The organism is uncultured Brevundimonas sp., assembly GCF_963974615.1.
Taxonomy (GTDB): domain Bacteria; phylum Pseudomonadota; class Alphaproteobacteria; order Caulobacterales; family Caulobacteraceae; genus Brevundimonas.
Genome location: NZ_CAXBDH010000011.1, coordinates 12,308 through 35,359, shown reverse-complemented (window position 1 = coordinate 35,359; position 23,052 = coordinate 12,308). Strand labels below are relative to the sequence as shown.

The 23,052-nt window shown below is 66.3% G+C and carries 25 protein-coding genes and 2 tRNA genes; 15 read left to right on the top strand and 12 right to left on the bottom strand.

Annotated elements, in window-relative coordinates:
• Positions 1 to 29 precede the first annotated feature (29 nt).
• The 3 genes from AAC050_RS09010 to AAC050_RS09000 form a co-directional block, all read right to left on the bottom strand.
• Positions 30 to 452 carry a BLUF domain-containing protein gene (locus AAC050_RS09010; RefSeq protein ID WP_339914748.1) on the bottom strand — a complete coding sequence of 141 codons (423 nt, stop codon included), beginning with the start codon at positions 450 to 452 and terminating at the stop codon, positions 30 to 32.
• Positions 453 to 564: 112 nt separating this feature from the next.
• Positions 565 to 639, bottom strand: a tRNA-Val gene (locus AAC050_RS09005).
• Positions 640 to 774: 135 nt separating this feature from the next.
• Positions 775 to 1,134 carry a response regulator gene (locus AAC050_RS09000; RefSeq protein WP_339914747.1) on the bottom strand — a complete coding sequence of 120 codons (360 nt, stop codon included), beginning with the start codon at positions 1,132 to 1,134 and terminating at the stop codon, positions 775 to 777.
• A gap of 126 nt (positions 1,135 to 1,260) precedes the next feature.
• Here AAC050_RS09000 and AAC050_RS08995 point away from each other — a divergent pair, with 126 nt between their 5' ends.
• Positions 1,261 to 2,127, top strand: a complete 867-nt coding sequence (locus AAC050_RS08995) for an N-formylglutamate amidohydrolase (protein WP_339914746.1) — start codon at positions 1,261 to 1,263, stop codon at positions 2,125 to 2,127.
• Positions 2,128 to 2,344: 217 nt separating this feature from the next.
• Here AAC050_RS08995 and AAC050_RS08990 read toward each other — a convergent pair whose 3' ends face one another.
• Complete coding sequence (locus AAC050_RS08990) at positions 2,345 to 3,031, bottom strand: DUF599 family protein (RefSeq protein WP_339914745.1); 687 nt, start codon at positions 3,029 to 3,031, stop codon at positions 2,345 to 2,347.
• A gap of 134 nt (positions 3,032 to 3,165) precedes the next feature.
• On the opposite strand from AAC050_RS08990, the gene ppa reads away from it, so the two are divergent.
• From ppa to AAC050_RS08975, 3 genes are read left to right on the top strand one after another with little or no spacing between them, the layout of a single operon-like run.
• Positions 3,166 to 3,723, top strand: coding sequence for an inorganic diphosphatase (gene ppa / locus AAC050_RS08985; RefSeq protein WP_339914744.1), 558 nt, complete (start codon positions 3,166 to 3,168; stop codon positions 3,721 to 3,723).
• 39 nt (positions 3,724 to 3,762) lie between these two features.
• Positions 3,763 to 5,643, top strand: a complete 1,881-nt coding sequence (gene cobT / locus AAC050_RS08980) for a cobaltochelatase subunit CobT (protein WP_339914743.1) — start codon at positions 3,763 to 3,765, stop codon at positions 5,641 to 5,643.
• Positions 5,640 to 6,641 (top strand): esterase-like activity of phytase family protein, encoded by a 1,002-nt coding sequence (locus AAC050_RS08975; RefSeq protein WP_339914742.1) that lies wholly within the window; start codon positions 5,640 to 5,642, stop codon positions 6,639 to 6,641. The genes cobT and AAC050_RS08975 overlap by 4 nt, the downstream gene beginning before the upstream one ends.
• On the opposite strand, the gene AAC050_RS08970 is transcribed toward AAC050_RS08975, so the two are convergent.
• Genes AAC050_RS08970 through AAC050_RS08960 form a run of 3 tightly spaced genes read right to left on the bottom strand, consistent with a single transcriptional unit; the run spans position 6,619 to position 8,342 of the window.
• Entirely contained in the window at positions 6,619 to 7,209 is a 591-nt protein-coding gene (locus AAC050_RS08970; protein ID WP_339914741.1) for a demethoxyubiquinone hydroxylase family protein, read from the bottom strand. The two genes, AAC050_RS08975 and AAC050_RS08970, sit on opposite strands and share 23 nt — an antisense overlap.
• The gene (locus tag AAC050_RS08965; protein ID WP_339914740.1) at positions 7,187 to 7,723 is read right to left on the bottom strand and encodes a disulfide bond formation protein B; all 537 of its coding nucleotides are present in this window, start codon (positions 7,721 to 7,723) and stop codon (positions 7,187 to 7,189) included. Before AAC050_RS08965 ends, AAC050_RS08970 begins: the two co-directional genes overlap by 23 nt.
• A gap of 43 nt (positions 7,724 to 7,766) precedes the next feature.
• Positions 7,767 to 8,342, bottom strand: coding sequence for a YqaA family protein (locus AAC050_RS08960; RefSeq protein ID WP_339914739.1), 576 nt, complete (start codon positions 8,340 to 8,342; stop codon positions 7,767 to 7,769).
• 182 nt (positions 8,343 to 8,524) lie between these two features.
• Here AAC050_RS08960 and hppD point away from each other — a divergent pair, with 182 nt between their 5' ends.
• From hppD to AAC050_RS08915, 9 genes are all read left to right on the top strand, one after another.
• Positions 8,525 to 9,628 carry a 4-hydroxyphenylpyruvate dioxygenase gene (gene hppD, locus AAC050_RS08955; protein WP_339914738.1) on the top strand — a complete coding sequence of 368 codons (1,104 nt, stop codon included), beginning with the start codon at positions 8,525 to 8,527 and terminating at the stop codon, positions 9,626 to 9,628.
• Positions 9,629 to 9,879: 251 nt separating this feature from the next.
• Positions 9,880 to 10,953: an isoaspartyl peptidase/L-asparaginase gene (locus tag AAC050_RS08950; protein WP_339914737.1), complete on the top strand. Its 1,074-nt coding sequence runs from the start codon at positions 9,880 to 9,882 to the stop codon at positions 10,951 to 10,953.
• Complete coding sequence (locus AAC050_RS08945; RefSeq protein ID WP_339914736.1) at positions 10,950 to 11,420, top strand: isoprenylcysteine carboxylmethyltransferase family protein; 471 nt, start codon at positions 10,950 to 10,952, stop codon at positions 11,418 to 11,420. The genes AAC050_RS08950 and AAC050_RS08945 overlap by 4 nt, the downstream gene beginning before the upstream one ends.
• Positions 11,417 to 11,689, top strand: coding sequence for a hypothetical protein (locus tag AAC050_RS08940; protein WP_339914735.1), 273 nt, complete (start codon positions 11,417 to 11,419; stop codon positions 11,687 to 11,689). The genes AAC050_RS08945 and AAC050_RS08940 overlap by 4 nt, the downstream gene beginning before the upstream one ends.
• An 87-nt stretch (positions 11,690 to 11,776) precedes the next feature.
• Entirely contained in the window at positions 11,777 to 12,424 is a 648-nt protein-coding gene (locus AAC050_RS08935) for a hypothetical protein (RefSeq protein WP_339914734.1), read from the top strand.
• A 46-nt stretch (positions 12,425 to 12,470) separates the two neighbouring features.
• Entirely contained in the window at positions 12,471 to 13,481 is a 1,011-nt protein-coding gene (locus AAC050_RS08930; RefSeq protein WP_339914733.1) for a fumarylacetoacetate hydrolase family protein, read from the top strand.
• An 88-nt stretch (positions 13,482 to 13,569) separates the two neighbouring features.
• Positions 13,570 to 14,391, top strand: coding sequence for a hypothetical protein (locus tag AAC050_RS08925; protein ID WP_339914732.1), 822 nt, complete (start codon positions 13,570 to 13,572; stop codon positions 14,389 to 14,391).
• A 216-nt stretch (positions 14,392 to 14,607) separates the two neighbouring features.
• Positions 14,608 to 15,144, top strand: coding sequence for a DUF1453 domain-containing protein (locus AAC050_RS08920; RefSeq protein WP_339914731.1), 537 nt, complete (start codon positions 14,608 to 14,610; stop codon positions 15,142 to 15,144).
• Between the two features lie 83 nt (positions 15,145 to 15,227).
• A tRNA-Leu gene (locus tag AAC050_RS08915) sits at positions 15,228 to 15,312 on the top strand.
• A 31-nt stretch (positions 15,313 to 15,343) separates the two neighbouring features.
• Here the strand turns inward: AAC050_RS08915 and AAC050_RS08910 are convergent.
• The 3 genes from AAC050_RS08910 to AAC050_RS08900 are packed head-to-tail and all read right to left on the bottom strand — an operon-like array spanning position 15,344 to position 17,557.
• Positions 15,344 to 16,147 carry a sulfite exporter TauE/SafE family protein gene (locus tag AAC050_RS08910; RefSeq protein ID WP_339914730.1) on the bottom strand — a complete coding sequence of 268 codons (804 nt, stop codon included), beginning with the start codon at positions 16,145 to 16,147 and terminating at the stop codon, positions 15,344 to 15,346.
• Position 16,148: 1 nt separating this feature from the next.
• Entirely contained in the window at positions 16,149 to 16,571 is a 423-nt protein-coding gene (locus tag AAC050_RS08905) for a TIGR01244 family sulfur transferase (protein ID WP_339914729.1), read from the bottom strand.
• 44 nt (positions 16,572 to 16,615) lie between these two features.
• Positions 16,616 to 17,557, bottom strand: coding sequence for an MBL fold metallo-hydrolase (locus AAC050_RS08900; protein ID WP_339914728.1), 942 nt, complete (start codon positions 17,555 to 17,557; stop codon positions 16,616 to 16,618).
• Positions 17,558 to 17,684: 127 nt separating this feature from the next.
• On the opposite strand from AAC050_RS08900, the gene AAC050_RS08895 reads away from it, so the two are divergent.
• Together AAC050_RS08895 and AAC050_RS08890 are read left to right on the top strand one after the other, a co-directional pair.
• Complete coding sequence (locus AAC050_RS08895) at positions 17,685 to 18,332, top strand: peroxiredoxin (protein ID WP_339914727.1); 648 nt, start codon at positions 17,685 to 17,687, stop codon at positions 18,330 to 18,332.
• Positions 18,333 to 18,355: 23 nt separating this feature from the next.
• Positions 18,356 to 18,751, top strand: a complete 396-nt coding sequence (locus AAC050_RS08890; protein WP_339914726.1) for a metalloregulator ArsR/SmtB family transcription factor — start codon at positions 18,356 to 18,358, stop codon at positions 18,749 to 18,751.
• Here the strand turns inward: AAC050_RS08890 and AAC050_RS08885 are convergent.
• Complete coding sequence (locus AAC050_RS08885) at positions 18,748 to 21,987, bottom strand: efflux RND transporter permease subunit (protein WP_339914725.1); 3,240 nt, start codon at positions 21,985 to 21,987, stop codon at positions 18,748 to 18,750. The genes AAC050_RS08890 and AAC050_RS08885 overlap by 4 nt on opposite strands.
• Entirely contained in the window at positions 21,984 to 23,039 is a 1,056-nt protein-coding gene (locus AAC050_RS08880) for an efflux RND transporter periplasmic adaptor subunit (RefSeq protein WP_339914724.1), read from the bottom strand. The genes AAC050_RS08885 and AAC050_RS08880 overlap by 4 nt, the downstream gene beginning before the upstream one ends.
• Positions 23,040 to 23,052: the final 13 nt, after the last annotated feature.

Sequence of the window (23,052 nt, the reverse complement as noted above, 5' to 3'; positions counted from 1 at the left end):
GTCGTTCCGGCGTCGGGCCAAACCTCTGGTCAGGCGCGTCGCTGCTCGTGCTCCCGAACCAGCTCTATCATCATATCCAGCGCCTCGCGGTAGGAGGACTCGCACTGGCCGACCAGCCTGTGAAGCAAAGCGGTGTGATCGGGCCTCATCCGCGGCGTCTCCATGATCCATTCGGGAAATCTGCGTTCGCGGGTGTTTTCCGAGCCCAGAACGACGATGTCGCGATGGCGACGGTCAGACTCCAGACGCTTCATCAGCGCATCGACCGCGGTCTTCGGACCTTCAGTCACCTGAATGAATATCCCGTCGGCATAAGCGAGGACACCGGTCAGGCCGTCCCGTCGATTGTTCCGCGCCGCCGCGCCGAGAATTTCGGCGGTGTTCAGCGGGACCTCCATGGGCACGGTTGCGTGGCTGCAATAGAGGACACGGAATAGGGGAAGGTCGGTCATCCCCCAATATATCAGCGTTCAACAAGCGAGAGTATCAAGTTTTCGTTGAGGTTGTGCGCGACGGGACCGGCACGCCCGAAATCCGGCGCTGTTCCGCGGGTCTGGAAAGGAATGGTGGACGCGACAGGGATTGAACCTGTGACCCCCTCGATGTCAACGAGGTGCTCTCCCGCTGAGCTACGCATCCGCCGAAACGGTTCCGGACAGGTCCGGAACGGGAAGGAGCGGTCTATAACCCGGTCGCCGCCGAAACCGCAAGAGCCAAGACGCCGCAACCGTTCACAAATGAATTGAGCGCAAATGCGCCCGATCTACCGGCCTGTCAGGCAGCCGCGACCATTCGTTCGACCTCGGTCACCAGATCCCGCAGATGCACCGGCTTGGACAGCACCTTGGCCTGAGGCGACGCCTGAGCCGCCGTCAGGGCCACGGCGGCAAATCCGGTGATAAACATGATGCGGATACCCGGCTGGCGGGCGGCGGCGACGCGCGCCACCTCGATACCGTCGGCCCCGGGCATGACGATGTCGGTCAGCAGCAGATCCCACGGGCCCTGATCCAGTGCGTCGATGGCATCGTCACCATTCTCGCAATCGACCACCGAATGGCCGGCACGCTCCAGCGCACGCGTCAGGAACCCCCGCAGCGAACCATCGTCTTCAGCCAGTAGAATTCGCGCCATACCCCGGTCGTCCCTTGATCGTGGACCCCAAGGCTAGGCCCGGAACGGTAAACCGGCCATGAAAAACGGCACCCTTTCCGAAATCGAGCTGTGAGCCATCCGGTGGATTGTCCGGAAAAACAGTCTATGGCCTCAGAGATGATCCCCGCCGCGACAGCCACTGACCTGGCCGCCTTTCCCGAAGCGTTCGTCATCACACCGGCTGAGGGCACGCCCGGACGGTTCATATTCGCCTCGCCCCATTCGGGAGATCTCTATCCGGCCGACATGGGAGCCTGCGCGACCCTGGATCGGCTCAGCCTGCAAAGCGCCGAGGACGCGCTGGTTGATCAATTGATCGTCGCCGGGCCCGCCCATGGCGCTGCCGTCATCGCCGGCCGGATCGGACGCGCCTATCTCGACCTGAACCGCGATCCCACCGAGCTGGACCCCGCATTGATCACCGATGCACCCGCCGCAACGCTGTCAGCCAAGGTCGCTGCCGGTTTCGGCATCGTGCCTCGTCTGACGGGGAATGGCCGCCCCCTCTATGTCCGGAACCTGGACCTGGCTGAGGTTCATCAACGAATTTCGCGGGTACACCGGCCCTATCACGAGGCCCTGGCGACCCTGATGCGCGACGCCCGGGCGCGTCACGGCCGGGCGATCCTGATCGACTGGCATTCGATGCCCGCCCAGACCGCCGGCGGCGCGGGCGGGGCCGATGTCGTGCTGGGGGACCGCTACGGGACGTCGTGTTCGGTCCAGCTGACCCGACGGCTGCGGACCCTGTTCGAGGGACTGGGCTGGCGGGTCGCACTCAACCAGCCCTATCCGGGCGGCTATTCCACCCAGCTCTGGGGACAGCCCGCGGACGGGTTAGAGGCGGTCCAGATCGAACTGAGCAGGGCCCTATATCTCGACGAAACTACACGCCAACCCGGTCCGGGCTGGAGCCGCTGCGTCAGTGGACTGCGGCAGGTGATCGCCGGACTCTGCGCCCCCAGCCGATAAAAAAATGCCGCACCCGGGGGCGCGGCATTGAAGTCTATAGGGAGGAAACGCCCAAATTGGGCAAGACGCCCGGAGGCGTCACCGGAAAGTTAGGTTGCAGCGCACAAATCGTCAAGGGTTCATCTCGCACCTGCGATCACGCCCTGTTACGTCAAACCCACCCGGGTCGCGGTCCCGCCGGGACTCCTTTGGTGCAGGAATCGACATCTGACGGAGCCTATTTCAGCTCCAGCAACCGCCGGGCGGTGCGAACTGCCCGGGCCGCAGGCGAGCCGGCCTGCCGCCAGATCAACAGGGCAAAGGCCGACGCTACCCCCGCCGCCAGCCACCACGGACCGAACAGCCAGGCCGCCGCGGCAAGAGCGAAATAATAACCCCGCACCCCCTGGCTGAAGGCGCTCAGAGCCGGATTCAGCAGACTGGCTGCCGCATCGCCCAAGGCGGCGCGATCGACCTCCTCATGAATCTCGGGGGCCGCCCCGATCAGGGCCAGGGTGTAGTTTAGCTGCCGGATGGACCAGATGAAATCCAGCAGACCCCGCGCCAGGCACACCAGAATAAGCGCCAGCTTGCCCTCCAGCAGAGGCAGGGGCACGGCCTCCGCCCCGACAGCGGCTACACCTCTCAGCGCGCCCTCCCCGCCGAACAATATGCCGCCGACGGCCGCGATCAGCAGCAGGTTGGTCGAGGCGAAGAAAGAGGCCGAATTGATCGTATGGCCCATCAGCTGACTGTCGACGATACGGACCTCGCGATGAACCATGACCCGCATCCAGACGCGCCGGACCAAGGTCATATCGTCGTTCAGCGTGCCGCTGCGCCGCGCCAGAACATCGAGCGCCGGCCCGTAGCCGAGCCAGCACAGCATGAAGAGGGTGAGGGCCGCGATATCCGGAATCGTCATCGTCCACTCCTTGCGTCGGGCTTCGCCATTGTCCTGCCGCCGTATGCGTTCAGGAGCAAGTCAGCCTTGCTCCCCGACCCGACCCGGACTATCACGCCCGCCTCTCCTTCGCAGTTGCACAATACGGTTCAACCATGAACATCGACGCCATCCCCGTCGGCCCCAATCCTCCCTGGGACCTGAATGTGATCATCGAGATCCCCCAGGGCGGTCTCCCGGTCAAATACGAGATGGACAAGGAGTCGGGGGCTCTGTTCGTCGACCGCTTCCTGCACACGGCCATGTATTATCCGGGCAATTACGGCTTCGTGCCCCACACCCTGTCCGACGACGGCGACCCCTGCGACGTCATCGTACTGAACCCGACCCCCGTCGTGCCCGGCTGCGTCATCCGTTCGCGCCCGATCGGCGTGCTGATCATGGAAGACGAAAAGGGCATGGACGAGAAAATCCTCGCCGTCCCGGTCGACGCCCTGCACCCCTATTACACCGACATCGCCAGCTACCGGCAGCTACCCAACATCATGGTCGAGCAGATCCAGCACTTCTTCACTCGCTACAAGGACCTGGAGAAGAACAAGGAAACCACGGTCAAGGGCTGGGGCGACGCCGGCGAGGCCGCCGAACTGATCGTTGAGGGCATGCGCGCCCATCAGGCCAAATTGAAGCAGGCGATCGACGCCGCCGCCTAATGACTTCCGCTCGGGCGACCCAGACGCTAACTGGGACGCATGGCCGCCGCCGAACTCCCCATTGAAATCTTCAAGCGCGCGCTCGCCCATGCGGCGCGCGCGCTGGCGGAGCAGTCCGAGCTCGAGGTGACCTTCGGCTCGGACGGCCCACGGCTGGCCAATGGTGTCCTGACCCTGCCCCACCCGCCCCGGGACCCGTCCGGAGCCGACAGCGCCAGCCTGCGTGGCCAGGCCGACCGTCTGGCCCTGCGTCTGGCCAATCACGACGAAGGTCTGCATGCCCGGCTGCGCCCGGCCGACAGTCGCGCCGCCGAGGTGTTCGAGGCCATCGAACAGGCCCGGGTCGAGGCGGTCGGTTCGCAGTCCTTGGCCGGGGTTCGCGCCAATATGGACGCGGCCCTGCTGACCCGGCTGGACAAGAGTGGAGCCCTGCGCACCGCCGAACCCGACCTGGTGTCCGTGCCCGAGGCCCTGGCCCTGATGGTGCGCGAACGCCTGACTGGCCTGCCGGCCCCAGACGGGGCCCGGGCGATGGTCGATCTGGTCCGAACCAACATCGAATCCCGCGCCGGCGGTCCGCTGGACGCCCTTGCGGCCAGCGCCGATGATCAGGAAGCCTTCGCCCTCAAGCTCCGTGACGTGCTGCGTGCGCTGGACATGGACCCTGGCGATGAGCGTGGCGACGACGCCTCCGAGGACCAGGGCAACGAGGAACCCGACCCCCAGGACCCGGACGGTGCCGACGACCAGGACGACGAGGACGAGACCGGTGGCGAGGGCGGTCAGGCGATGGAAGGCAGCACCGACGATCCGTCGGCCGAAGAGGATCGCGACGCCCGCCCCGACGGCAGCCCGACCGATGCGGACGGCGACGCCTCGGAAGACGGTCCCGAGCTGGACGAGGGCGACCTGCCCAACCGCCAGCAAACCGGGGACGACGGCCGGCCGATCAACGCCTACCGCGTCTTCACCACGGCCTTCGACGAGACCATCGACGCTGCCGACCTGTGCGACCCGATGGAGCTGGATCGACTGCGCGCCCTGCTGGACCAGCAGCTAACCGCCCTCAGCAGCATCGTCGCTCGTCTCGCCAACAAGCTGCAGCGCCGGCTGATGGCCCAGCAGAACCGCAGCTGGTCCTTCGATCTCGAGGAGGGGGTGCTGGACACCGCCCGCCTGACCCGGATCATCACCGACCCGACCGCGCCCCTGACCTTCAAGGCCGAGAGCGAAAGCCCGTTCCGCGACACAGTGGTGACCCTGCTGCTCGACAATTCGGGCTCGATGCGCGGGCGTCCGATCATGGTGGCGGCCGTCTGCGCCGATATCCTGGCCCGAACGCTGGAGCGCTGCGGGGTCAAGGTCGAGATCCTCGGCTTCACCACCCGCGCCTGGAAGGGCGGCCAGTCCCGCGAGGCCTGGATCAGCGCCGGCAAGCCCGATAAACCGGGACGCCTGAACGACCTGCGCCACATCATCTACAAGGCCGCCGATTCGCCGTGGCGACGAGCCCGCAAGAACCTGGGTCTGATGATGCGCGAAGGCCTGCTCAAGGAAAACATCGACGGCGAAGCCCTGACCTGGGCGCATGACCGTCTCAAGGCCCGGCCCGAGGCGCGGCAAATTCTGATGGTCATCTCGGACGGCTCACCGGTCGACGATTCGACCCAGTCGGCCAATGCCGCCCTCTATCTGGACAAACACCTGCGTCAGGTCATCGAGGAGATCGAGAGCCGCTCGCCGGTCGAGCTGATCGCCATCGGCATCGGTCACGACGTGACCCGTTGGTACCGTCGCGCCGTCACCATCGTTGATGTCGAACAGCTGGGCGGGGTGATGATCGAAAAACTGGCCGAGTTGTTCGACGCCAAGCCCAAGACCCTTGATCGGGGACGAGGCGCTCGCAAACGGGCGGCATGAGCCTCTACCTCACCGTGCGGGCACTGGCCGCCGCCCTTGCCCTGGGTGCCTGCGCCACCGTACCGGTCCAGCCCTTCGTCCCGGAGATCCCGGATGGCTGGACCCCGGTCACGGCTGTCGTCCGGCCCGTCGGTCTTGGGCTGTTGCCGGGAGCCCGTCTCGCACCCGGCGTGCGGTTCGCCGGCGGGATAGAGATCGACGCCGACCCGGCCTCTCCGCTGCACAGCCTGTCGGACCTCAAGATCATCAACGGTGACCTGTTCAGCGTTTCCGACGCGGGTGATCTGGTGCAGGCGCACCTGCGGCTGGGCCCGCGGGGTCGCCTGACCAGCATCGACGCGCCGCGTCTGCGTCGCCTGACCCTGATGGACGGCAGTCCGATTACGGACAAGACGGACGGGGATGCCGAGGGCCTGACGATCACAGCCTCCGGCGAACTGCTGATCAGCTTCGAACGTCGCCACCGTATCTGGAACTATGGCCCGCCGACGACTCCGGTCGGTTCACCGACCGCCGTTGCCTCGCCAAACTACGCCTTCCCGAACAATACCGGCATGGAAGGTCTGGCCGCAGCGCCCGGAGGCTGGCGCGTCGCCGGCGAGGGGGGCGGCGTCTGGGACTGTGCGCCGGCCGGCTGCGTCACGGTTATCGCACCGCCCGAGCCCCCACTGGCCGACACTGAATACCGCATCACCGGGCTGGATCTGGACCCGACCAGAGACGGCTGGTTCGTGATCCAGCGCCGCTTTCGGGAACCGGCCGACATCCGGGCCCGCATCCGCCACATGTCCGTAGACGGTAGCCTGGGGCCGGTTCTGGTCGAGTTGAAACACCCCGGAACGGTCGACAATTTCGAGGGGATCGCCGCCGTTGCAGGCGCTTCCGCGACGCGGATCTACATTCTGTCAGACGATAATTTCAGCGCACGGCAACGCACGCTCCTGTTGGCCTTCGATCTGAATCCTGCCCGGCGCGTCAGACCTTTTCCGACACCTTGATGGCTACCCGGCAGCCGGCCTTGATCACGGCGCTCAACAACCGGTGACCGGGGGTCTCACGGCTGCCGTGTTCAACGGCATGGTCATGATGCGTCAGTTCCTCGTCCCGGAACCGGGTCAACTCAGCCGCAAGGGCCGGGTCATGATCGGTCAATTCCGAGATCTGGTCGGCATAGTGCTGCTCGATCACGCTTTCGACCGCCTCGGTACAAGCATGGGCGGCCTTCTCACCCATCAGGGCGGTCCCCGTGCCCAGGGCCAGGGCCGCCAGTCGCCAGACCGGGGTCATCACCGTGGGCCGCACCCGTTCGGTCTGCAGCAGGGTGTCGAACCGCGCCAGATGCACGGCTTCCTGTTCCCGCATCTCCTCCATGTCCGCAGCGATCGTCTCGTGCCCGACCCGGCCCCGGAACACGGCCTGCTGGGCCCGGTAGATATGGACCGCCGCATATTCCCCGGCATGATCGACCCGCAGGATCTCGGCCCGCCGCGCCCGTGCCGCACCGCGCCCGGGTCGGGGCAGGGGGATATGTCGGTCCACGGTGTCAGTTTCGGGGGGCACGGGCATCCTTGGGTCGCTTGGCGGCGAGCAGGCTGATGATGGCGAGACCCGCCGAAATCAGGGCATTCCATCCTGCCATGGACACGCCGAGCCAGCTCCATGCCACGGCGTCGCACACCGCGATCCGGGACACAGGCCCGGTTCCGAGAGCCAGCGAGGTCAGGGCCTCAAGGTCGATACCGCCGGTCCCGGCCGCGCAGGTCGCCGGCAGCTCCCACCAGTGCAACTCACCGCCGGCATGAAAGCCGGCCGTAACGGCACCGGTCAGAAAGACCAAAAACAGCAGGAAGGAAGCAATCCGCGGCGTCCCGCGGCTGGCGCGACTGATCAGGGCCCAGAAGGTGGCGGCCAGCGCAATGGTCACCGCCCCCCAGAACACCTCGCGTTGCCGCAGACACAGATTGCACGGTGACAATCCGGCGAACCGTTCGAACGCATGGGCCGTCGCCAGCATCGCCAGGGAAATACCCAGGGCGAAGGCGGTCCACCATCGCGTCATGAGACCAAACAGACTTGTCATCGGCTCTTTCATAAACGTCCCCGCAAGCGTCGTCGATGGATCGCTACAGAAGCTTGACCATGAGGATCACGCTCACCAGAACGAGCACACCGATGACGGAGAACAGGGCCAGGCGTTTTTCCACCACAGCCAGCATGGCCGGGCCGAAACGCCTGAGGATCCAGGCCTCGAGAAAGAAACGACCACCCCGGGTCACCACGGAGGCCGCCATGAAAGCCGGAAAGCTGAAGGCCGCCAGTCCCGAGGCGATGGTCACCAGCTTGTACGGGATCGGGGTCAGGCCCTTGATCAGGATCACCCAAAGGCCCCATTGATCGAACCAGGACTTGAACTGGGCCAGTCCGTCGGCATGTCCGAGCAGCCGCAGGACCAGCAGGCCGACATCGGTCAGATAATAGCCGATCGCATAGCCGAGGATTCCGCCCAGGACCGAGGCCAGAGTACAGACTCCGGCATAGAAATAGGCCCGGTCCGGTCGCGCCAGGATCATCGGAGCCAGCATCACATCCGGCGGAATCGGGAAAAAGGAGCTCTCGGCGAAAGAGATTACGGCCAGCGCGGGTGTCGCGTGGCGGCTCCGCGCCAGGACAAACACCCAGTCATACAATTTGCGAAGCATGTGACCCCTTGCGATCCTTGCTTCGCCTCTAGCAGGCGGCCGGGACGAACGCACCCCCGATCAAATTCCCGCGCGTCGGAGCAACCATTATGCGGCGCGGGTTGGCGAAGGCGACCCGGGTCACTAGGTTCCGCACCATGACGCGGCGTCAGGCCGCCCCAAGATTCCAAGGAGACGCTCCCATGCATGACGCGCCCCAATCCGATGCGGCCGCCCGGCTCGACACGGAAAATCCTCTCGGCGTCGACGGTTTCGAGTTCGTCGAGTTCACCGGGCCCGAGCCCGAGGCCATGGCCAGTCGGCTGGAGCTGATGGGCTTCACCCCGACCCATGTGAACCCGAAGACCGGAGCTGTGCGCCTGAAACAGGGCGACATCACCCTGCTGGTCAATCGCGCACCCAAGGGCCAGTCCGCTGATTTCGCGCGCGACCACGGCCCGTCGGCCAATGGCATGGCCTTCCGGGTCGCGAACGCGAAATCCGCGTTCGACGGCGCGGTCCAGCGCGGCGGTCGCCCGGCCGAAAATACCGGCGGCGGGGCCTTGGGCGACGATTATCCCTACATCCTCCAGGGCATCGGCGGGTCCCTGCTCTATCTGGTCGACCGCTATGGCGAGCAGGGCTCGCTCTATGACGGCTGGGACGAGATCGAGGGCTGGGAGGAGGCCGAGCGCAAGAACAACGTCGGCCTGTTCATGCTCGACCACCTGACCCACAACGTGCGGCGCGGCCAGATGCGCACATGGTCCGGCTTCTACGGCGACGTCTTCGCCTTCGAGGAGCAGAAGTATTTCGACATCAAGGGCAAGGCGACCGGCCTGTTCTCCCAGGCGATGATCGCCCCCGACCGCGCGATCCGCATTCCGCTGAACGAGAGCCAGGACGAGAACTCCCAGATCGAGGAGTTCCTGCGTCGTTACAACGGCGAGGGCATCCAGCACATCGCCCTGGCCACCGACGACATCTTCGAGACGGTGGAGGAGCTGAAGCGTCGTGGCATCCCCTTCCAGGATACGATCGAGACCTATTTCGAACTGATCGACAAACGTCTGCCCAACCACGGCGAGGACGTGGCCCGCATGCGGCTGAACCGCATCCTGATCGACGGTTCCGACGAAGAGGGTCTGCTGCTGCAGATTTTCACCCAGGACACCTTCGGGCCGATCTTCTTCGAGATCATCCAGCGCAAGGGCAACCAGGCGTTCGGCGAGGGTAATTTCCAGGCCCTGTTCGACTCCATCGAGCTGGACCAGATCCGGCGCGGCGTGATCAAGGTGGATGCCTAGGGCGCGGGTTCGCGCCCTGGCTGCCGGGCTCCGGACGCGACTGCGGGTTCCGTCGCGTCCGCCGCACTGGCTGCCCTGGCTCGGCCCCCTCCTCGCCGCGGGCGCGGGGGCAACGGTCGGAGGATACTGGCTGGGCGGTGGTTTCTGGACCGTTCTGTTCGCGGCCCTCGTCTGTGGCTTCGCACCTATCGTCGCCTACCGCCTGTGGAAACGGGCCCATCATCGTGAACCTTGACCGGAAAGATTCTGTCATGAAGTCCGCCTCACTCGCCTTGGGCCTCGCCGCCCTGTTCGCGTATCCCGCCGCCGCCCAGCAGGCTCCACACTGGTCCTTCGCCATTCACGGCGGGGCTGGGGTTATTGAACGCACCAGCCTGTCGCCGAGTCAGGACGCCGAATACCGCGCGGCCCTCAAGGTGGCGCTCGAGGCGGGCGGCAAGGTCCTGGCCGACGGTGGCTCGGCCACCGACGCCGTCCAGGCCGCCATAGAGACGATGGAGGACAATCCGCTGTTCAATGCCGGACGCGGGGCCGTCTTCACCGCTGCCGGCCGCAATGAAATGGATGCAGCCATCATGAACGGGGCCGATCTTGACGCCGGCTCGGTCGCCGGCCTGACCCGCACCCGCCACCCGATCGCCGCCGCCCGCGCGGTGATGGAGCGGTCTCCGCACGTGATGCTGATGGGGGACGGTGCCGATACCTTCGCCGCCGAGGTCGGGCTGGAACAGGCCCCGGCCAACTGGTTCTTCACGGAGCGGCGCTGGCAGGGGTTGCTGCGCACCCTGAGCGACCAGAACCTGCCGCTCCCGGCCCGTCCAGAGGGCGTACCGGTGCCACCGCAGCAGGGCGCGGCCCTGACCGACCAGCCTGGCATGCCGCCGCTGAACGAACGTAAATTCGGCACCGTCGGGGCCGTGGCCCTCGACAGCCAGGGCTATCTGGCCGCCGGAACCTCGACCGGGGGCACCACAGCCAAACAATGGGGCCGGGTCGGTGACGCCCCGGTCATCGGGGCCGGCACCTATGCCTCCAACGCCGACGGCTGCGCCGTCTCGGCCACCGGCACCGGCGAATATTTCATCCGGTCGACCGTGGCTCGCGACATCTGCACCCGCACCCGGGCCGGAGCCTCGGCCCAGGCGGCGGGCGAGGCCGAAATCGCCGACGTCGGCACCATCGGCGGCGACGGCGGCGTGGTGGTCATGGCCCGGGACGGTGTCCCCGGCTTCGCCATGAATACTCCAGGCATGTATCGCGGCTCTATCTCCTCAGACCATCCGGCCGTGGTCGCCATCTACGGCGACGAAGTCCTGCGACCGTGACCACGCGCGACCATCCGGGCGTCGTCCTGCCGCCGCCGCTGATCTATTTCGGCTTCCTGCTGGCCGGCTGGGGTCTGCACGCCTGGCTCCAGGAACCCGGCCTCGGGCTGACCATGGAGATCCGGCGCGGCCTGGCCCTGACCCTGATCATCGCCGGCCTGTTGCTGGATGGCATGGCGGCGGGTCTGTTCCGGCGCTGGGCCACAGCGGTCGAGCCGTGGAAGCCGTCGACCACCCTGATCACCGACGGTCCCTATCGCTTCAGCCGCAACCCGATCTACGTCGGCTTCGCCATCACCTATGTCGGTCTGGCCGTGGCCATGGACAGCTGGTTCGCCCTCGGCCTGCTGTTCCCCTGCCTGCTGGCCATCGACCGTTTTGTCATCGCCCGCGAGGAACGCTATCTGGCGGCCAAATTCGGCCCGGCCTACGAGGCCTATTGCGCCCGGGTCAGGAGATGGCTGTGACCGCCTTTGTCGCCGACGACGAACTGTCCACCATGGCCATCGAGGAGCTGGACTCTGCCTGCGCCCTGAAGTGGCCGGAGCTGAAACGCATCACCCCCTGGGGCGATACCTTCACCGGCTTCGCCCCCTCGGGCCGCGAGGTCGAGATCGAGCGGCGCTACCTCTGGGCCCATGAGCCGGAGGGGGCCGTCGCCGTTGAGATCGAGGTCCGGGTGCCGGGCGGGCATCAGGCCGCCGAGGCCCGGGCCCTGATCACCGCCCCCGACTGACCCCGTTCACCGACCCGCGTTAACCTTTTCCATTGCCAAGCCGGTCCTTGACGGCATCATGCAATCGCACAGCAGGGGCGATGCCGCATGATGCACTATCCGTCCGAGTTCCAGACTGGCGGCCCCGAGTCCGTCGAACCGGATATTTTTCTCAGTCTGCCGCCGATGCTGCTGGCCGGGATCGTCGGCCTGCTGATTCTTGCGGCCCTGCTCGGCTGGTTCGGGCGGGACTGGTTTGTGCCCCGGGAACCCGACGCCACCGAGACCATCTGGCAGGCCATCAACGCGGTCTGCAAATCCGCCATCGCCGCCAACAGCGACACCCTGCTGGTCCACGGCAAGGCCCTTCGCGACGAAATCCGCAACCGGCTGGACCCGGTGTTGACCCTCAGCGACGGTATCAACAAGCCGCTGAAGGAGCTGGACACCGCCATCAAGGGCAAGATTCGCAACCCGTCCGCCGCGGCCACGCCCCCCCACGTCACCGTGATGCAGAACAACCATATCGTTGTGAACCGGGACCAGCCGGCCGGAGCCGGAGCTGCGGAGCCGTCACCCCCACCGCCGCCAGTCGATCGTGACATGACCGATGAGGAGCGGGCCGATCATCTGCGACGCGCCATCGGTCGCTTCCACGACCACTGGTCACAGAAGCCTCAACGTCTGGCCGAACTCGGCAAGGCCCGACGAGCCCTGTGCCATACCGCGCCGCTGAAAACTCTGCGCGGCCATTAGGGTTCAGACAGTTCCCTCCCGCAGGAAAACCGCCTAAGCCTGACTCATGAAACTCGCCTCGCTCAAGCACGGCCGGGACGGCCGCCTCGTCGTCGTCTCGCGGGACCTGCACTGGTTCACGGACGCCTTTCTGATCGCCCCGACCCTGCAGGCGGCGCTCGATGACTGGGAACGCTGCGAGCCTTTGCTGCGCGCGCTGGCCGAGAGCCTCGAACATGAGGCCGTGCCGCGCGGTCGCTTTCATGAACGCGAGGCCGCCGCCCCCCTGCCGCGTGCCTATCAGTGGGCCGACGGCTCGGCCTATGTGAACCATGTCGCCCTGGTGCGTCAGGCCCGCAACGCTGAAATGCCCGACAGTTTCTGGACCGACCCCCTGATGTACCAGGGGGCATCGGACTCCATGCTGGGGGCGCGTGACCCCATCCCCCTGGCCGACGAGTCCTGGGGCTGTGATCTCGAAGCCGAGGTCGTCGTCGTCACCGGCGACGTGCCGCAGGGCCTGTCGCCCGCAGCCGCCCTCGACCATGTGCGCCTGATCGGTCTGGTCAATGACGTCTCACTGCGCAACCTGATCCCCGGCGAACTGTCCAAGGGCTTCGGCTTCGTCCAGTCCAAGCCGGCCTCGGCCCTGTCGCCGGTGTTCGTCACGCCCGACGAGCTGGGCACACGCTGGAAAGACGGCAAGCTGCACGGCACCCTGTCAGTCCAGCTGAACGGGGCCGAGTTCGGCAAGGCCGACGCCGGCATCGACATGACCTTCGATTTCGGCACCCTGATCGCGCATCTGGCCAAGACGCGCAGCCTGTGCGCTGGCACGATCATCGGCTCGGGCACAGTGTCCAACCGCGACACCGACGGCGGCCCCGGCAAGCCGGTCGCCGACGGCGGCCTCGGCTATTCCTGCATCGCCGAGGTCCGCACCGTCGAGACCATCCTGCGCGGCAAGGCCGAGACCCCCTTCCTCAAACACGGCGACACCGTGCGCATCGAAATGCTGGACGATGCCTACCACTCGATCTTCGGGGCCATCGAACAGAAGGTCGCGCCGCTGGGCTGAGGCACGGCGACGGCAGCTCACCCGCTCACAAATCCCCGTTGACGCTGCGCCGGCATCGCGCAAGGGTTGTTTTTTGGGAAACTGCCTGATGCGTATCCTTCTGCTGGCGAGCCTAGTCGCGACCTTCGCCCACCCGGTGATGGCCCGACAGGTGCAAGACTGGGATGTCGTACGCAATCCCGACAGACATCAGACCTTGGTCTACACGCAATTCGACGTCGGCCTCAGCATCGCCGCGCGTTGCGTGGGTAACTCCTATCAGGCTCTGATCGCGGGCCTGCCCCCTGTCGACACTGAGCAACGCCCACTCGGCGTTGCCTTCGGGGACGGGGAAATTGACGATCAAACCTGGAACGTGACCGAGGATTCGCGCATCGCGCTCAGCAGCCTGCCTACCCAATTCGCGCGCCGACTGCGCGAAGGCGGGACGCTGAAATTGCGCATCCCCGGGGGAGCCGAGGGCGGCCGCAACCTCCTTTATGTCCTCGACCTGCCGGCCTCCAACACTGCCATAGACGAATCCCTGACTGCCTGCGGGCGTCCGCTCGTCGATCCACGCGATGAACAGACCGCCGACATCGGTGATGGTTCGCTGCCCCACGGTTTCTCCTGGATGTCACGACCGCGTCCCGAGTATCCCGAGTCTCGCTATGCCAGCGGTTTCGCCGTTCTGAGCTGCCTGAACGATTCCGACGGCAGGCTGCGCGACTGCATCATCGAAACCGAGCATCCGCAAGACGGCGGTTTCGGTGCGGCCGCGCTACACGGCGTCCGCCGCGCCCGTGTCCAGGCTACTGATCTTCCAAAGGGTCCGCTCCTGCCCCGGCTCATCGCGTTCCGTGTGAATTTCAGCCTGAGCGATTTTGAGCCCCTGCTATCGTGTGTCCCCTCGCGATCTCGCCGATGCTGACTGGGAATTCGGTGGTCGATGCCAGCGCCAGTCCAGAGACTGCGCACGAGGCCTCGACCATCAGGACAGCGGGCGGAGACTTGCGGAGCATGACGACCGCCCGGTGTTGACCTGCAACACCCTGGAGCGGCGACGGGGGGCTTCCTGCGGATGCAAAAGCAGGATTAAGCTTTGGCCAGACGCGCCCGGGTCTCATCCGGGGCGAGGGAAATCCGGATGACACCGCAACAACTCGCGCCCCTGATCGCCATCGCGATCGTGCTGCCGCTGGTCCTGCTCCGTAATCGTCGCCCCCGGGTTCTGCGACCAGACCGGATGTGGATACTGCCGGCCATCTTCGTGCCCTTCATTGCCTTCGGCCTGTGGGGCATGCATCAGGGACCGCTGGCCGACCTGTCCCCCTATGCGGCTCTCGACTGGGTCGTGCTCGCGATCGCCCTTGGACTCGGCGTCGTGGCCGGCTGGTGGCGCGGACGAATGATCACCATTCACAAGGACGGTGACGACGTCCTCAAGGCCCAGGCCTCGCCGCTCGGCCTGGTCATTCTCGTCGCCCTGCTGCTCGGCCGCCAGGCCCTGCGCCCCTGGCTCGAAGACCACGCCGGGGCCTTCGGTCTCAACATCACGGCGATCGAACAGGCCTTTCTCGTCTTCGTCATCGGCCTGATCCTGGTTCAGCGGCTCGAGATGTTCCTGCGCGCCCGCACCGTCATGGCCGGGGGCAAGGACGCCCACCTCGCGCTGGACACCTGAGCGCCCCGGTCAATACCGCGTTGACGGGATCGGATGCACCGCGCTACGACCCCACGGGTCCGGCGCGATGCCGCGCGGACACTGCGGGCGTGGTGGAATTGGTAGACGCGCTGGACTCAAAATCCAGTTCCGAAAGGAGTGTCGGTTCGAGCCCGACCGCCCGCACCATCTCTTGAAAGTCAGGCCCCTCGGCCCGGACTTAGATCAGGCCCGCGGCCGCGGCGCTGCGGTACAGCATATAGATGGCCACCACGAAGATCAGGGCCGCGAATACCGTCGTCAGCGCCCCGCGCCGGTCGGACAGGACCTTGGCCAGCCGCGCGCCGCCCAGTCCGCCCACAACGCCCCCGGCGACGAACACGCCTGCCAGCAGCCAGTCGACCCAGCCTGACACCGCATAGTTCAGCGCCGTGGTCAGGCCGAAGGCCGTAACCCCGACCAACGACGAGCCGATGGCCGAATAGATCGGCATCCGCGTCGACCACATAAGACTGGGCACGATCAGGAAGCCGCCGCCGATACCGAAGAAGCCGGACAGGATGCCGGTCGCGGCCCCGGTGCCGATCAGTTTCGGCGCATTGCCCGCCGTCAGCTGCACGGTCGGATCGCCCTCAGTGCCTCTGCCCCTCAGCATCATCACCCCGACCACCAGCATCAGCATGGCGAACAGGGCCAGCAGGGTCTCACCATTGACGGCCTTGCCGAAACTGGACCCCAGCAGGGCTCCGATCACGCCCGCCATGGCGAACAGGCCGGCGATCTTCCATTTCACCGTACCGCCACGGGCGTGGTTGATCAGATTGGCCGCCGCATTGGCGGCCACGGCAAGGGCACTGGTGCCGATGGCCAGATGCGGATCCCGCACCCCGACCACATAGACGATCAGCGGCACGGCCAGGATCGATCCACCGCCACCGACCAGCCCCAGGGAGAAGCCGACAAGCCCTCCGGACGCGGCTCCGAGCAGGTACTGAACCAGGCTGAGATGCGGTATGGCGTCCATGTCAGGCCAGTCCGTTCTCAAGCCGCGGCTTCAGCGGCGACAGATCATAACCGGCGGCGCGAGCCGTCTCGATCAGCTCTCCGGCGGGACATTGTCCGGCATTGGCCAGGCCCCACAGACAGGTGGTGCGGGTGCCGCTGCGACAGAACCCCAGCACCGGTCCGGGCATTTCGTCGAGGGCAGCCCGCATGGCCGCCACGACGTCGGGCCCCATATTCCCGCCAGTCACCGGAACATGTCGGAAACTCATCCCCTCGGCCTCGGCCGCGGCCCGCACCTGTTCAGCACTCGGCTGGCCCGGCTCCTCGCCGTCCGGCCGGTTCGAGATCACCGCCCGATAGCCCAGGCCAGCCAGGGCCTTCATGTCCTCCAGCGCGATCTGGGGCGAGACGTCCAGCCGCGCATCAAGCTTGCGGATATCCATACGGGTCGTCCTTCTGGTCTTGAGATCCGGAATGAGTCGGGGTGTCACAACAGGTTCAGCGGCACCTTCAGATAGCGCACGCCATTGTCCTCAGCGGGCGGCAACCGTCCGCCGTTCATGTTCACCTGCACCGATGGCAGAATCAATTTTGGCATGCCGAGGGTGGCATCCCGCGCCGTACGCATGGCGACGAACTCGTCTTCGCTGACACCGTCGCGCACATGGATATTACCAGTCCGCTCGGCCCCGATGGTGGTCTCCCAGGCGTAGGTCGTGCGCCCGGGCGGGGCTGAATAGTCGTGGCACAGGAACACCCGCGCCTCATCCGGCAGCGAGGTCAGTCGATGGATCGACCGGTACAGGGTGCGGGCGTCACCCCCCGGAAAGTCACAGCGCGCCGTGCCGTAGTCCGGCATGAACAGGGTATCGCCGGGAAAGACGGCATCGCCGATCACATAGGCCAGACAGGCCGGCGTATGGCCAGGCACATGCAGCACCGTCGCCGCCAGCCCGCCAATGGTGAAATTGTCGCCGTCCCGGAACAGCTGGTCGAACTGGCTGCCGTCGCGATGGAAGGCCGCGTCCTCGTTGAAGATTTCGCCGAAGGCCTGCTGCACCCGGACGATCTCGCCGCCGATCGCCAGCCGCCCGCCCAGGGCCGCCTGCAGATAGGGGGCCGCCGACAGGTGGTCGGCATGGGCATGGGTCTCGAACAGCCATTCGACCGTCAGTCCCTCGGCGCGGACATGGGCAATCAAGGCGTCGGCCGAGGTCGTCGAGGTCCGACCCGACGCGGCGTCATAGTCGAGAACACTGTCGATGATGGCGCAGGCATTCGAGCCGGGATCGCGCACCACATGGCTGATGGTGAAGGTCGCCTCATCAAAGAATGACGTCACCTCGGGACGACGGGCCCCGTCGGCCAGGGCCGCGCTCACCACCTCGGCGGCATGATCCCGTGCGGGGTCTGCAGAAAGGTTGGACATGGACTCTCTACCTCCTCAAAGCCAGTTAACGTCTATATCTTTTCATAGTTCACGCAACTATGTAGATTGTGGTCGGCAACCTGATGCGCAAGCCCTCACGGAGGGGGTTATGCCGCCTGGAGAAACCATGCACGAGTCGTCCGAAACCCAGTCCGGGCCGCGCCCCTTGCGACTGAATGATCTCGCCCCGGGCTTCACTGCCCGCACGACCATGGGCGAGCGCAGCCTCAGCGACTATCGCGGGCGCTGGCTGGTGCTGATGTCACACCCCGCCGACTTCACCCCGGTCTGCACCAGCGAATTCGTCGCCCTCGCCAAGCATGCCGACGCCTTCGCCGTTCTTGACTGCGACCTGATGGCCCTGTCGGTCGACAGCCTCTATGCCCACATCGCCTGGCTGGCCGACATCGACCGTCGCTACGGCGTGCGCATCCCCTTTCCGGTGATCGAGGATCCCTCGATGGTGATCGGTGCCGCCTATGGCATGGTTGACGCGATCTCGCCCGACAGTGCCGCCGTCCGCGCCACCTTCGTCATCGACCCCGACGGCATCGTGCGGGCGATCAGCTGGTATCCGATGACCGTCGGCCGCTCGGTCGAGGAATTGTTGCGGCTGGTCACGGCCCTGCAGATCACCGACCGTGAACACGCCTCGGCCCCGGCCGGCTGGACCATCGGCGAATCCCTGCTGGAACCCGCTGCCGTCACCCTCGATGAGGCCCTCGCCACCGAGGCCGGGGGACAGGGCTGGTACACGCGCGAGCGCAAATCATGAGTCCGGACCCCTCCCCCGCAAGCATGGAAATGCTAAAGGCCCGCGCGCCCCAGGCCGCAGATCTGTTGCGTCAGCTCAGCAACGCCAATCGCCTGCTGATCCTGTGCCACATCTCCCAGGCCGAACGTTCAGTGGGTCAGCTGGAACAGGACCTCGGCATCAAACAGCCCGGCCTGTCACAGCAGCTGGCCGAGCTACGCCAGTCGGGGCTGGTCAAGACCCGGCGCGAGTCACGTTCGATCTTCTATTCGATCGCCGACGAGCGGGCGCTGGCCGTCATGTCCATGCTGCACGAGATCTTCTGCAAGGACCCGCGCGCCGTCACCGAACGCCTCGCCGGCGAGGCCGCGCCTGCCGAGCCGCCCCGCGGCGACCGGGCCCGTTTCGCCCGCATGACCCCGCCGCCCGAGCGCCGCTAGGGTACGATCTCGACCGTGTCCGGTTGCGCGGCCGGGGATGTGACCGGCTGATCATCCCTGAGCACGATATAGATGGCCGGAATAACCAGCACCGTCAGCAGGGTCGAGGAGGCCAGGCCGAACAGCAGCGAGATCGCCAGCCCCTGGAAGATCGGGTCGAACAGGATCACCACCGCCCCGATCATGGCCGCCAGAGCCGTCAGCAGGATCGGCTTGAAGCGGATCGCCCCCGCCTCCAGCAAGACCTCACGCAGGGGTCGCCCGTCGCCCTGGCTGTGGCGGATGAAGTCCACCAGCAGGATCGAGTTGCGCACGATGATCCCCGCCAGGGCGATAAAGCCGATCATCGAGGTGGCGGTGAACGGCGCGCCGAACAGGATGTGACCGATGACAATCCCCACCAGGGTCAGCGGGATCGGCGTCAGGATCACCAGCGGCAGGCGGAAGCTCTTGAACTGCGCCACGACCAGCACATAGATTCCCAGCAAGGCAACCCCGAACGCCGCGCCCATGTCGCGGAACGTGACCCAGGTGATCTCCCATTCCCCGTCCCACAGGACCGAAGCGGTGCTCTCGTCATCGGGCTGGCCGTTCATGCGCACGGTCGGCGCGTCGGCGGTGCCCCAGTCAGCGGCGCGGATACGGCGGTTGATCTCGAGCATACCGTAGATCGGGGCCTCATACTGTCCGGCCAGCTCGGCCAGGACCATGTCCACGTCACGACCGTCACGGCGATAGATCAGGGTCGACCCGGCCTGGGTCCCGGCCGTAACCAGTTCGCCCAGCGACACCAGACGTCCGCCACCAGCGGCGCTGGCCACCGGGGTCGAGGCCAGGGTCTCGCTCCAGGTCCGGGCCGACTGCGGCAAGCGCACGGCGATTGGCAGGGGGTCTCGCCCCTCGCCACGATGAGCATAGCCGACCACCTGTCCGTCCATCACCGCGCCGATCGAATCCAGAACCTCCCGTTCCGAGGCCCCGAAGCGCTCGATCTGGGTCCGGTCTGGCACCAGCCGGAGCCGCGGACGCGGCACGCCATAGCTGTCGTCGACATCGACCACATAGGGCACGGCCTTGAAGATGCCCTTCAACTGTTCCGCCACCGCCCGGCGGCTAGCTGCATCGGGGCCGTAGACCTCGGCCAGCAGAGTCGCCAGCACCGGCGGTCCGGGCGGGGCCTCGACCACCTTCAGCGACGTTCCGGTCGGCAACGTCAGGTCTGACAGCCGGGTCCGCAACTCCAGCGCCACATCATGGCTACTGCGCTTGCGCTCGCCCTTGGGGGCCAGACTGATCGACAGATCACCCTGCTCGGGTTTCCGTCTCAGATAGTAGTGACGCACCAGACCGTTGAAATTGAACGGCGAGGCCGTGCCCGCATAGGAATCGATGGCTGTGGCCTCCGGCAGGCCCTGAACGACAACGGCCGCATCGGCCAGAACCCTCTGGGTGGTTTCCAGCGTCGCCCCTTCCGGCAGGTCGGCCACGAGCGTCAGTTCGGACTTGTTGTCGAACGGCAGTAATTTCACCGTCACCGTCTTGGTCGCGAACATCGCCATCGACAGCAGGGTTGCCACGCCGATGGCGATCAGAAATATCCAGGCCGAGCGCCGCGTGGCGATGACCCGTCCGGCGACCTTGCGATAGGTGCGTCCCAGCACGCCTTCATCATGGGCCTGATGCCCACCGCCGTCGCCCAGGGATTTGCGCGCGAACCGCACCATCAGCCACGGAGCGATGACCATGGCCACAAAGAAGGAGAACACCATGGCCGCTGAGGCATTGACCGGGATCGGGGCCATATAGGGCCCCATCAGACCCGAAACGAACAGCATCGGCAGCAGGGCCGCGACCACGGTCAGGGTCGCGACGATCGTCGGATTGCCGACCTCGGCCACCGCTTCGATCGCCGCTTGCTGGCGCGTCCGATCATCGTCCATGGCCCAGTGTCGGGCGATGTTCTCGATCACCACAATGGCGTCGTCGACGAGGATGCCGATCGAGAAGATCAGCGCGAACAGACTGACCCGGTTGATCGAATAGCCCATCAGGTTCGAGGCGAAGAGGGTTAGCAGGATGGTCGTCGGAATGACCACCGCCGTCACCGCCGCCTCGCGCCAGCCGATGGCAAAGCCGATCAGGATGACGATCGACACCGTCGCCAGCCCCAGATGCAGCAACAGCTCATTGGCCTTCTCGTTGGCGCTCTCGCCATAGTCGCGGGTCACGGCAACGTGCAGGCCCTCGGGGATCAGCGTGCCTTCCAGCGCCTCGACCCGATGCAGCACGGCCTCGGCTACGACCACGGCATTGGCCCCCTCGCGCTTGGCCACGGCCAGGGTCACGGCCGGGGCATTGCTCCAATGACCATCGGCGTCGCGGGACCAGCGGCTGACCCGCGACTGGGTCTCGGCCGGGCCGCGCACCACCGTTGCCACATCGCGCACAGCTACAGCCTGGCCGGTCGTCGAGGGCACGGTCAGCAGGCCGATGTCGGCGGTCGAGGTCAGGGTCTGTCCCGCCACCACCGAAACCGCCTGGCCACCGTCGCGCACCGCGCCCGTGGGAAAGGCCCGGTTGGCCTGGCGCACTGTGTCGATCAACGCCCCCAGCGACACTCCGTGCAGCGCCAGCCGGGCCGGGTCGGGCTCAATACGCAGTTCCTCCGGCTGTCCGCCGGTGATGAAGGTCTGGCCGATGTCGGTGACCTTGGAGACCTCGGTCTGCAACTGGTCGGCGATCAGCCTCAACGTCGCCTCATCCCATCGGTCGGCATTGGCGGCGTCTGGCGACAGGGTCAGGGTCAGCATCGGCACGTCATTGATGCCCTTGACCTGGATCAGGGGCGGCGCGATCCCGACCGGAATTCGGTCCATATTGGCCTGGATCCGCTCATTGACCCGGACCACGGCATTGTCGGGATGGGTCCCGACCTTGAACCGGGCCACCACCATGACCTGGTCGTCGTCGGCGAAGGTATAGACGTGCTCGACGTCGGGGATGGCCTTGACGATGCTCTCCAGCGGCTTGCCGACCAGTTCCACCGCGTCCGGGGCCGACAGGCCGGGAGCCATGGCGATGATGTCGATCATCGGCACGCTGATTTGCGGCTCCTCCTCACGGGGGATACTCAGCAGGGCCAGCAACCCCATGGCCAGGGCCGCGATCAGGATCAGCGGTGTCAGCGGTGACTTGATCGTGGCGGCGGTCAGTCGACCGGACAGACCCAGGTTCATCGGGTCGTCCCCGCAGGAGCGGCGATCCGGTCACCGGCGACCAGACCGCTCAGCACCTCGACCTCGGCGGCGGACGGTCCCGGGGCGATCTGGACCGGCGTATCCGCTACGGCCCCGCCCCGCATCAGACGCACATAGTCGACGCCGAACCGGGTCACGACATAGGTCGCGGGGATGATCATGGCCTGACGCTCGCCGACCGGCAGACGCACACCGATACGGCGTCCGATCAGACTGGCGTCCAGGCCCGAGGCATCGATATCGGCGACCACCTGACCTGCGTCCACGGCCGGATAGACCTGGGCCACGGCCGCACTGACAACCGCGCCTCCGGGACCGTCAGGCGTCATCTCGACCCGGGTACCGACCCGGAGAATCCGTGCCTGACCCTCCGGTAACTGGACCCGGACCACCAGCGGACCCGAGGTCACGGTGGCGATCGCCTGACCCGGCATGACCACCGAACCGAGCGGAACATCGGCTTTCAGCACACGCCCGGCTGTCGGTGCCAGAATCGATCCCTGTGCACCCGCTTCGGCGCTGGCGGCGCGCTGGGCACGCGCCGCTTCCAGATTGGCCTCAGCGGCGCGGGCGGCCGCCTCGACCTGATCCAGCTTGGCCTGGGCATAGATACCCCGGTCAAACAGGGTGCGGATTCGCGCCAGATCGGCCCGGGCCCGTTCGGCCTCGGCCGCCGCCGCGCGGACTCCGGCGTCATAGCCCGCCGTTTGCAAGCCGATCCGCTCGTCACGGACGACACCAATCACCTGACCGGCGCGCACCGTCGCACCCTCCCGCACATTCAAGGTCACCAGGGTCCCGCCGATCCGCGCCGTCGCCATACCCATGTCACGGGTGGTCACCTCGCCGGCAACCGGCTTCATATCGACGATGGCGCGCAGCACGACCGGATAACCTCCGGACACGGCCTTCGCGGCCGGAGTGGCGGAGTCCGGAGTCGCGGGCCCACAGCCGGACAGAACCAGCGCGGCCCCTACAACAGCCGCGGCCACCAGACGGGCCGGTACGTTAGTCAGGGACAACCGTATCATGCTCACTCCTGCC

Bases quoted from the DNA above. Each gene is read 5' to 3' on its own strand.
- ppa (WP_339914744.1), top strand. From the start codon at position 3,166: ATGAACATCGACGCCATCCCCGTCGGCCCCAATCCTCCCTGGGACCTG.
- AAC050_RS08905 (WP_339914729.1), bottom strand. From the start codon at position 16,571: ATGGATATCCGCAAGCTTGATGCGCGGCTGGACGTCTCGCCCCAGATC.
- AAC050_RS09010 (WP_339914748.1), bottom strand. From the start codon at position 452: ATGACCGACCTTCCCCTATTCCGTGTCCTCTATTGCAGCCACGCAACC.
- AAC050_RS08930 (WP_339914733.1), top strand. From the start codon at position 12,471: ATGAAACTCGCCTCGCTCAAGCACGGCCGGGACGGCCGCCTCGTCGTC.
- AAC050_RS08965 (WP_339914740.1), bottom strand. From the start codon at position 7,723: ATGACAAGTCTGTTTGGTCTCATGACGCGATGGTGGACCGCCTTCGCC.
- AAC050_RS08975 (WP_339914742.1), top strand. From the start codon at position 5,640: ATGAGCCTCTACCTCACCGTGCGGGCACTGGCCGCCGCCCTTGCCCTG.
- cobT (WP_339914743.1), top strand. From the start codon at position 3,763: ATGGCCGCCGCCGAACTCCCCATTGAAATCTTCAAGCGCGCGCTCGCC.
- AAC050_RS08885 (WP_339914725.1), bottom strand. From the start codon at position 21,987: ATGAACCTGGGTCTGTCCGGTCGACTGACCGCCGCCACGATCAAGTCA.
- AAC050_RS08900 (WP_339914728.1), bottom strand. From the start codon at position 17,557: ATGTCCAACCTTTCTGCAGACCCCGCACGGGATCATGCCGCCGAGGTG.
- AAC050_RS08880 (WP_339914724.1), bottom strand. From the start codon at position 23,039: ATGATACGGTTGTCCCTGACTAACGTACCGGCCCGTCTGGTGGCCGCG.
- AAC050_RS09000 (WP_339914747.1), bottom strand. From the start codon at position 1,134: ATGGCGCGAATTCTACTGGCTGAAGACGATGGTTCGCTGCGGGGGTTC.
- AAC050_RS08910 (WP_339914730.1), bottom strand. From the start codon at position 16,147: ATGGACGCCATACCGCATCTCAGCCTGGTTCAGTACCTGCTCGGAGCC.
- AAC050_RS08890 (WP_339914726.1), top strand. From the start codon at position 18,356: ATGGAAATGCTAAAGGCCCGCGCGCCCCAGGCCGCAGATCTGTTGCGT.
- AAC050_RS08990 (WP_339914745.1), bottom strand. From the start codon at position 3,031: ATGACGATTCCGGATATCGCGGCCCTCACCCTCTTCATGCTGTGCTGG.
- AAC050_RS08950 (WP_339914737.1), top strand. From the start codon at position 9,880: ATGAAGTCCGCCTCACTCGCCTTGGGCCTCGCCGCCCTGTTCGCGTAT.
- AAC050_RS08895 (WP_339914727.1), top strand. From the start codon at position 17,685: ATGCACGAGTCGTCCGAAACCCAGTCCGGGCCGCGCCCCTTGCGACTG.
- hppD (WP_339914738.1), top strand. From the start codon at position 8,525: ATGCATGACGCGCCCCAATCCGATGCGGCCGCCCGGCTCGACACGGAA.
- AAC050_RS08960 (WP_339914739.1), bottom strand. From the start codon at position 8,342: ATGCTTCGCAAATTGTATGACTGGGTGTTTGTCCTGGCGCGGAGCCGC.
- AAC050_RS08970 (WP_339914741.1), bottom strand. From the start codon at position 7,209: ATGCCCGTGCCCCCCGAAACTGACACCGTGGACCGACATATCCCCCTG.
- AAC050_RS08925 (WP_339914732.1), top strand. From the start codon at position 13,570: ATGCGTATCCTTCTGCTGGCGAGCCTAGTCGCGACCTTCGCCCACCCG.
- AAC050_RS08995 (WP_339914746.1), top strand. From the start codon at position 1,261: ATGGCCTCAGAGATGATCCCCGCCGCGACAGCCACTGACCTGGCCGCC.
- AAC050_RS08920 (WP_339914731.1), top strand. From the start codon at position 14,608: ATGACACCGCAACAACTCGCGCCCCTGATCGCCATCGCGATCGTGCTG.
- AAC050_RS08935 (WP_339914734.1), top strand. From the start codon at position 11,777: ATGATGCACTATCCGTCCGAGTTCCAGACTGGCGGCCCCGAGTCCGTC.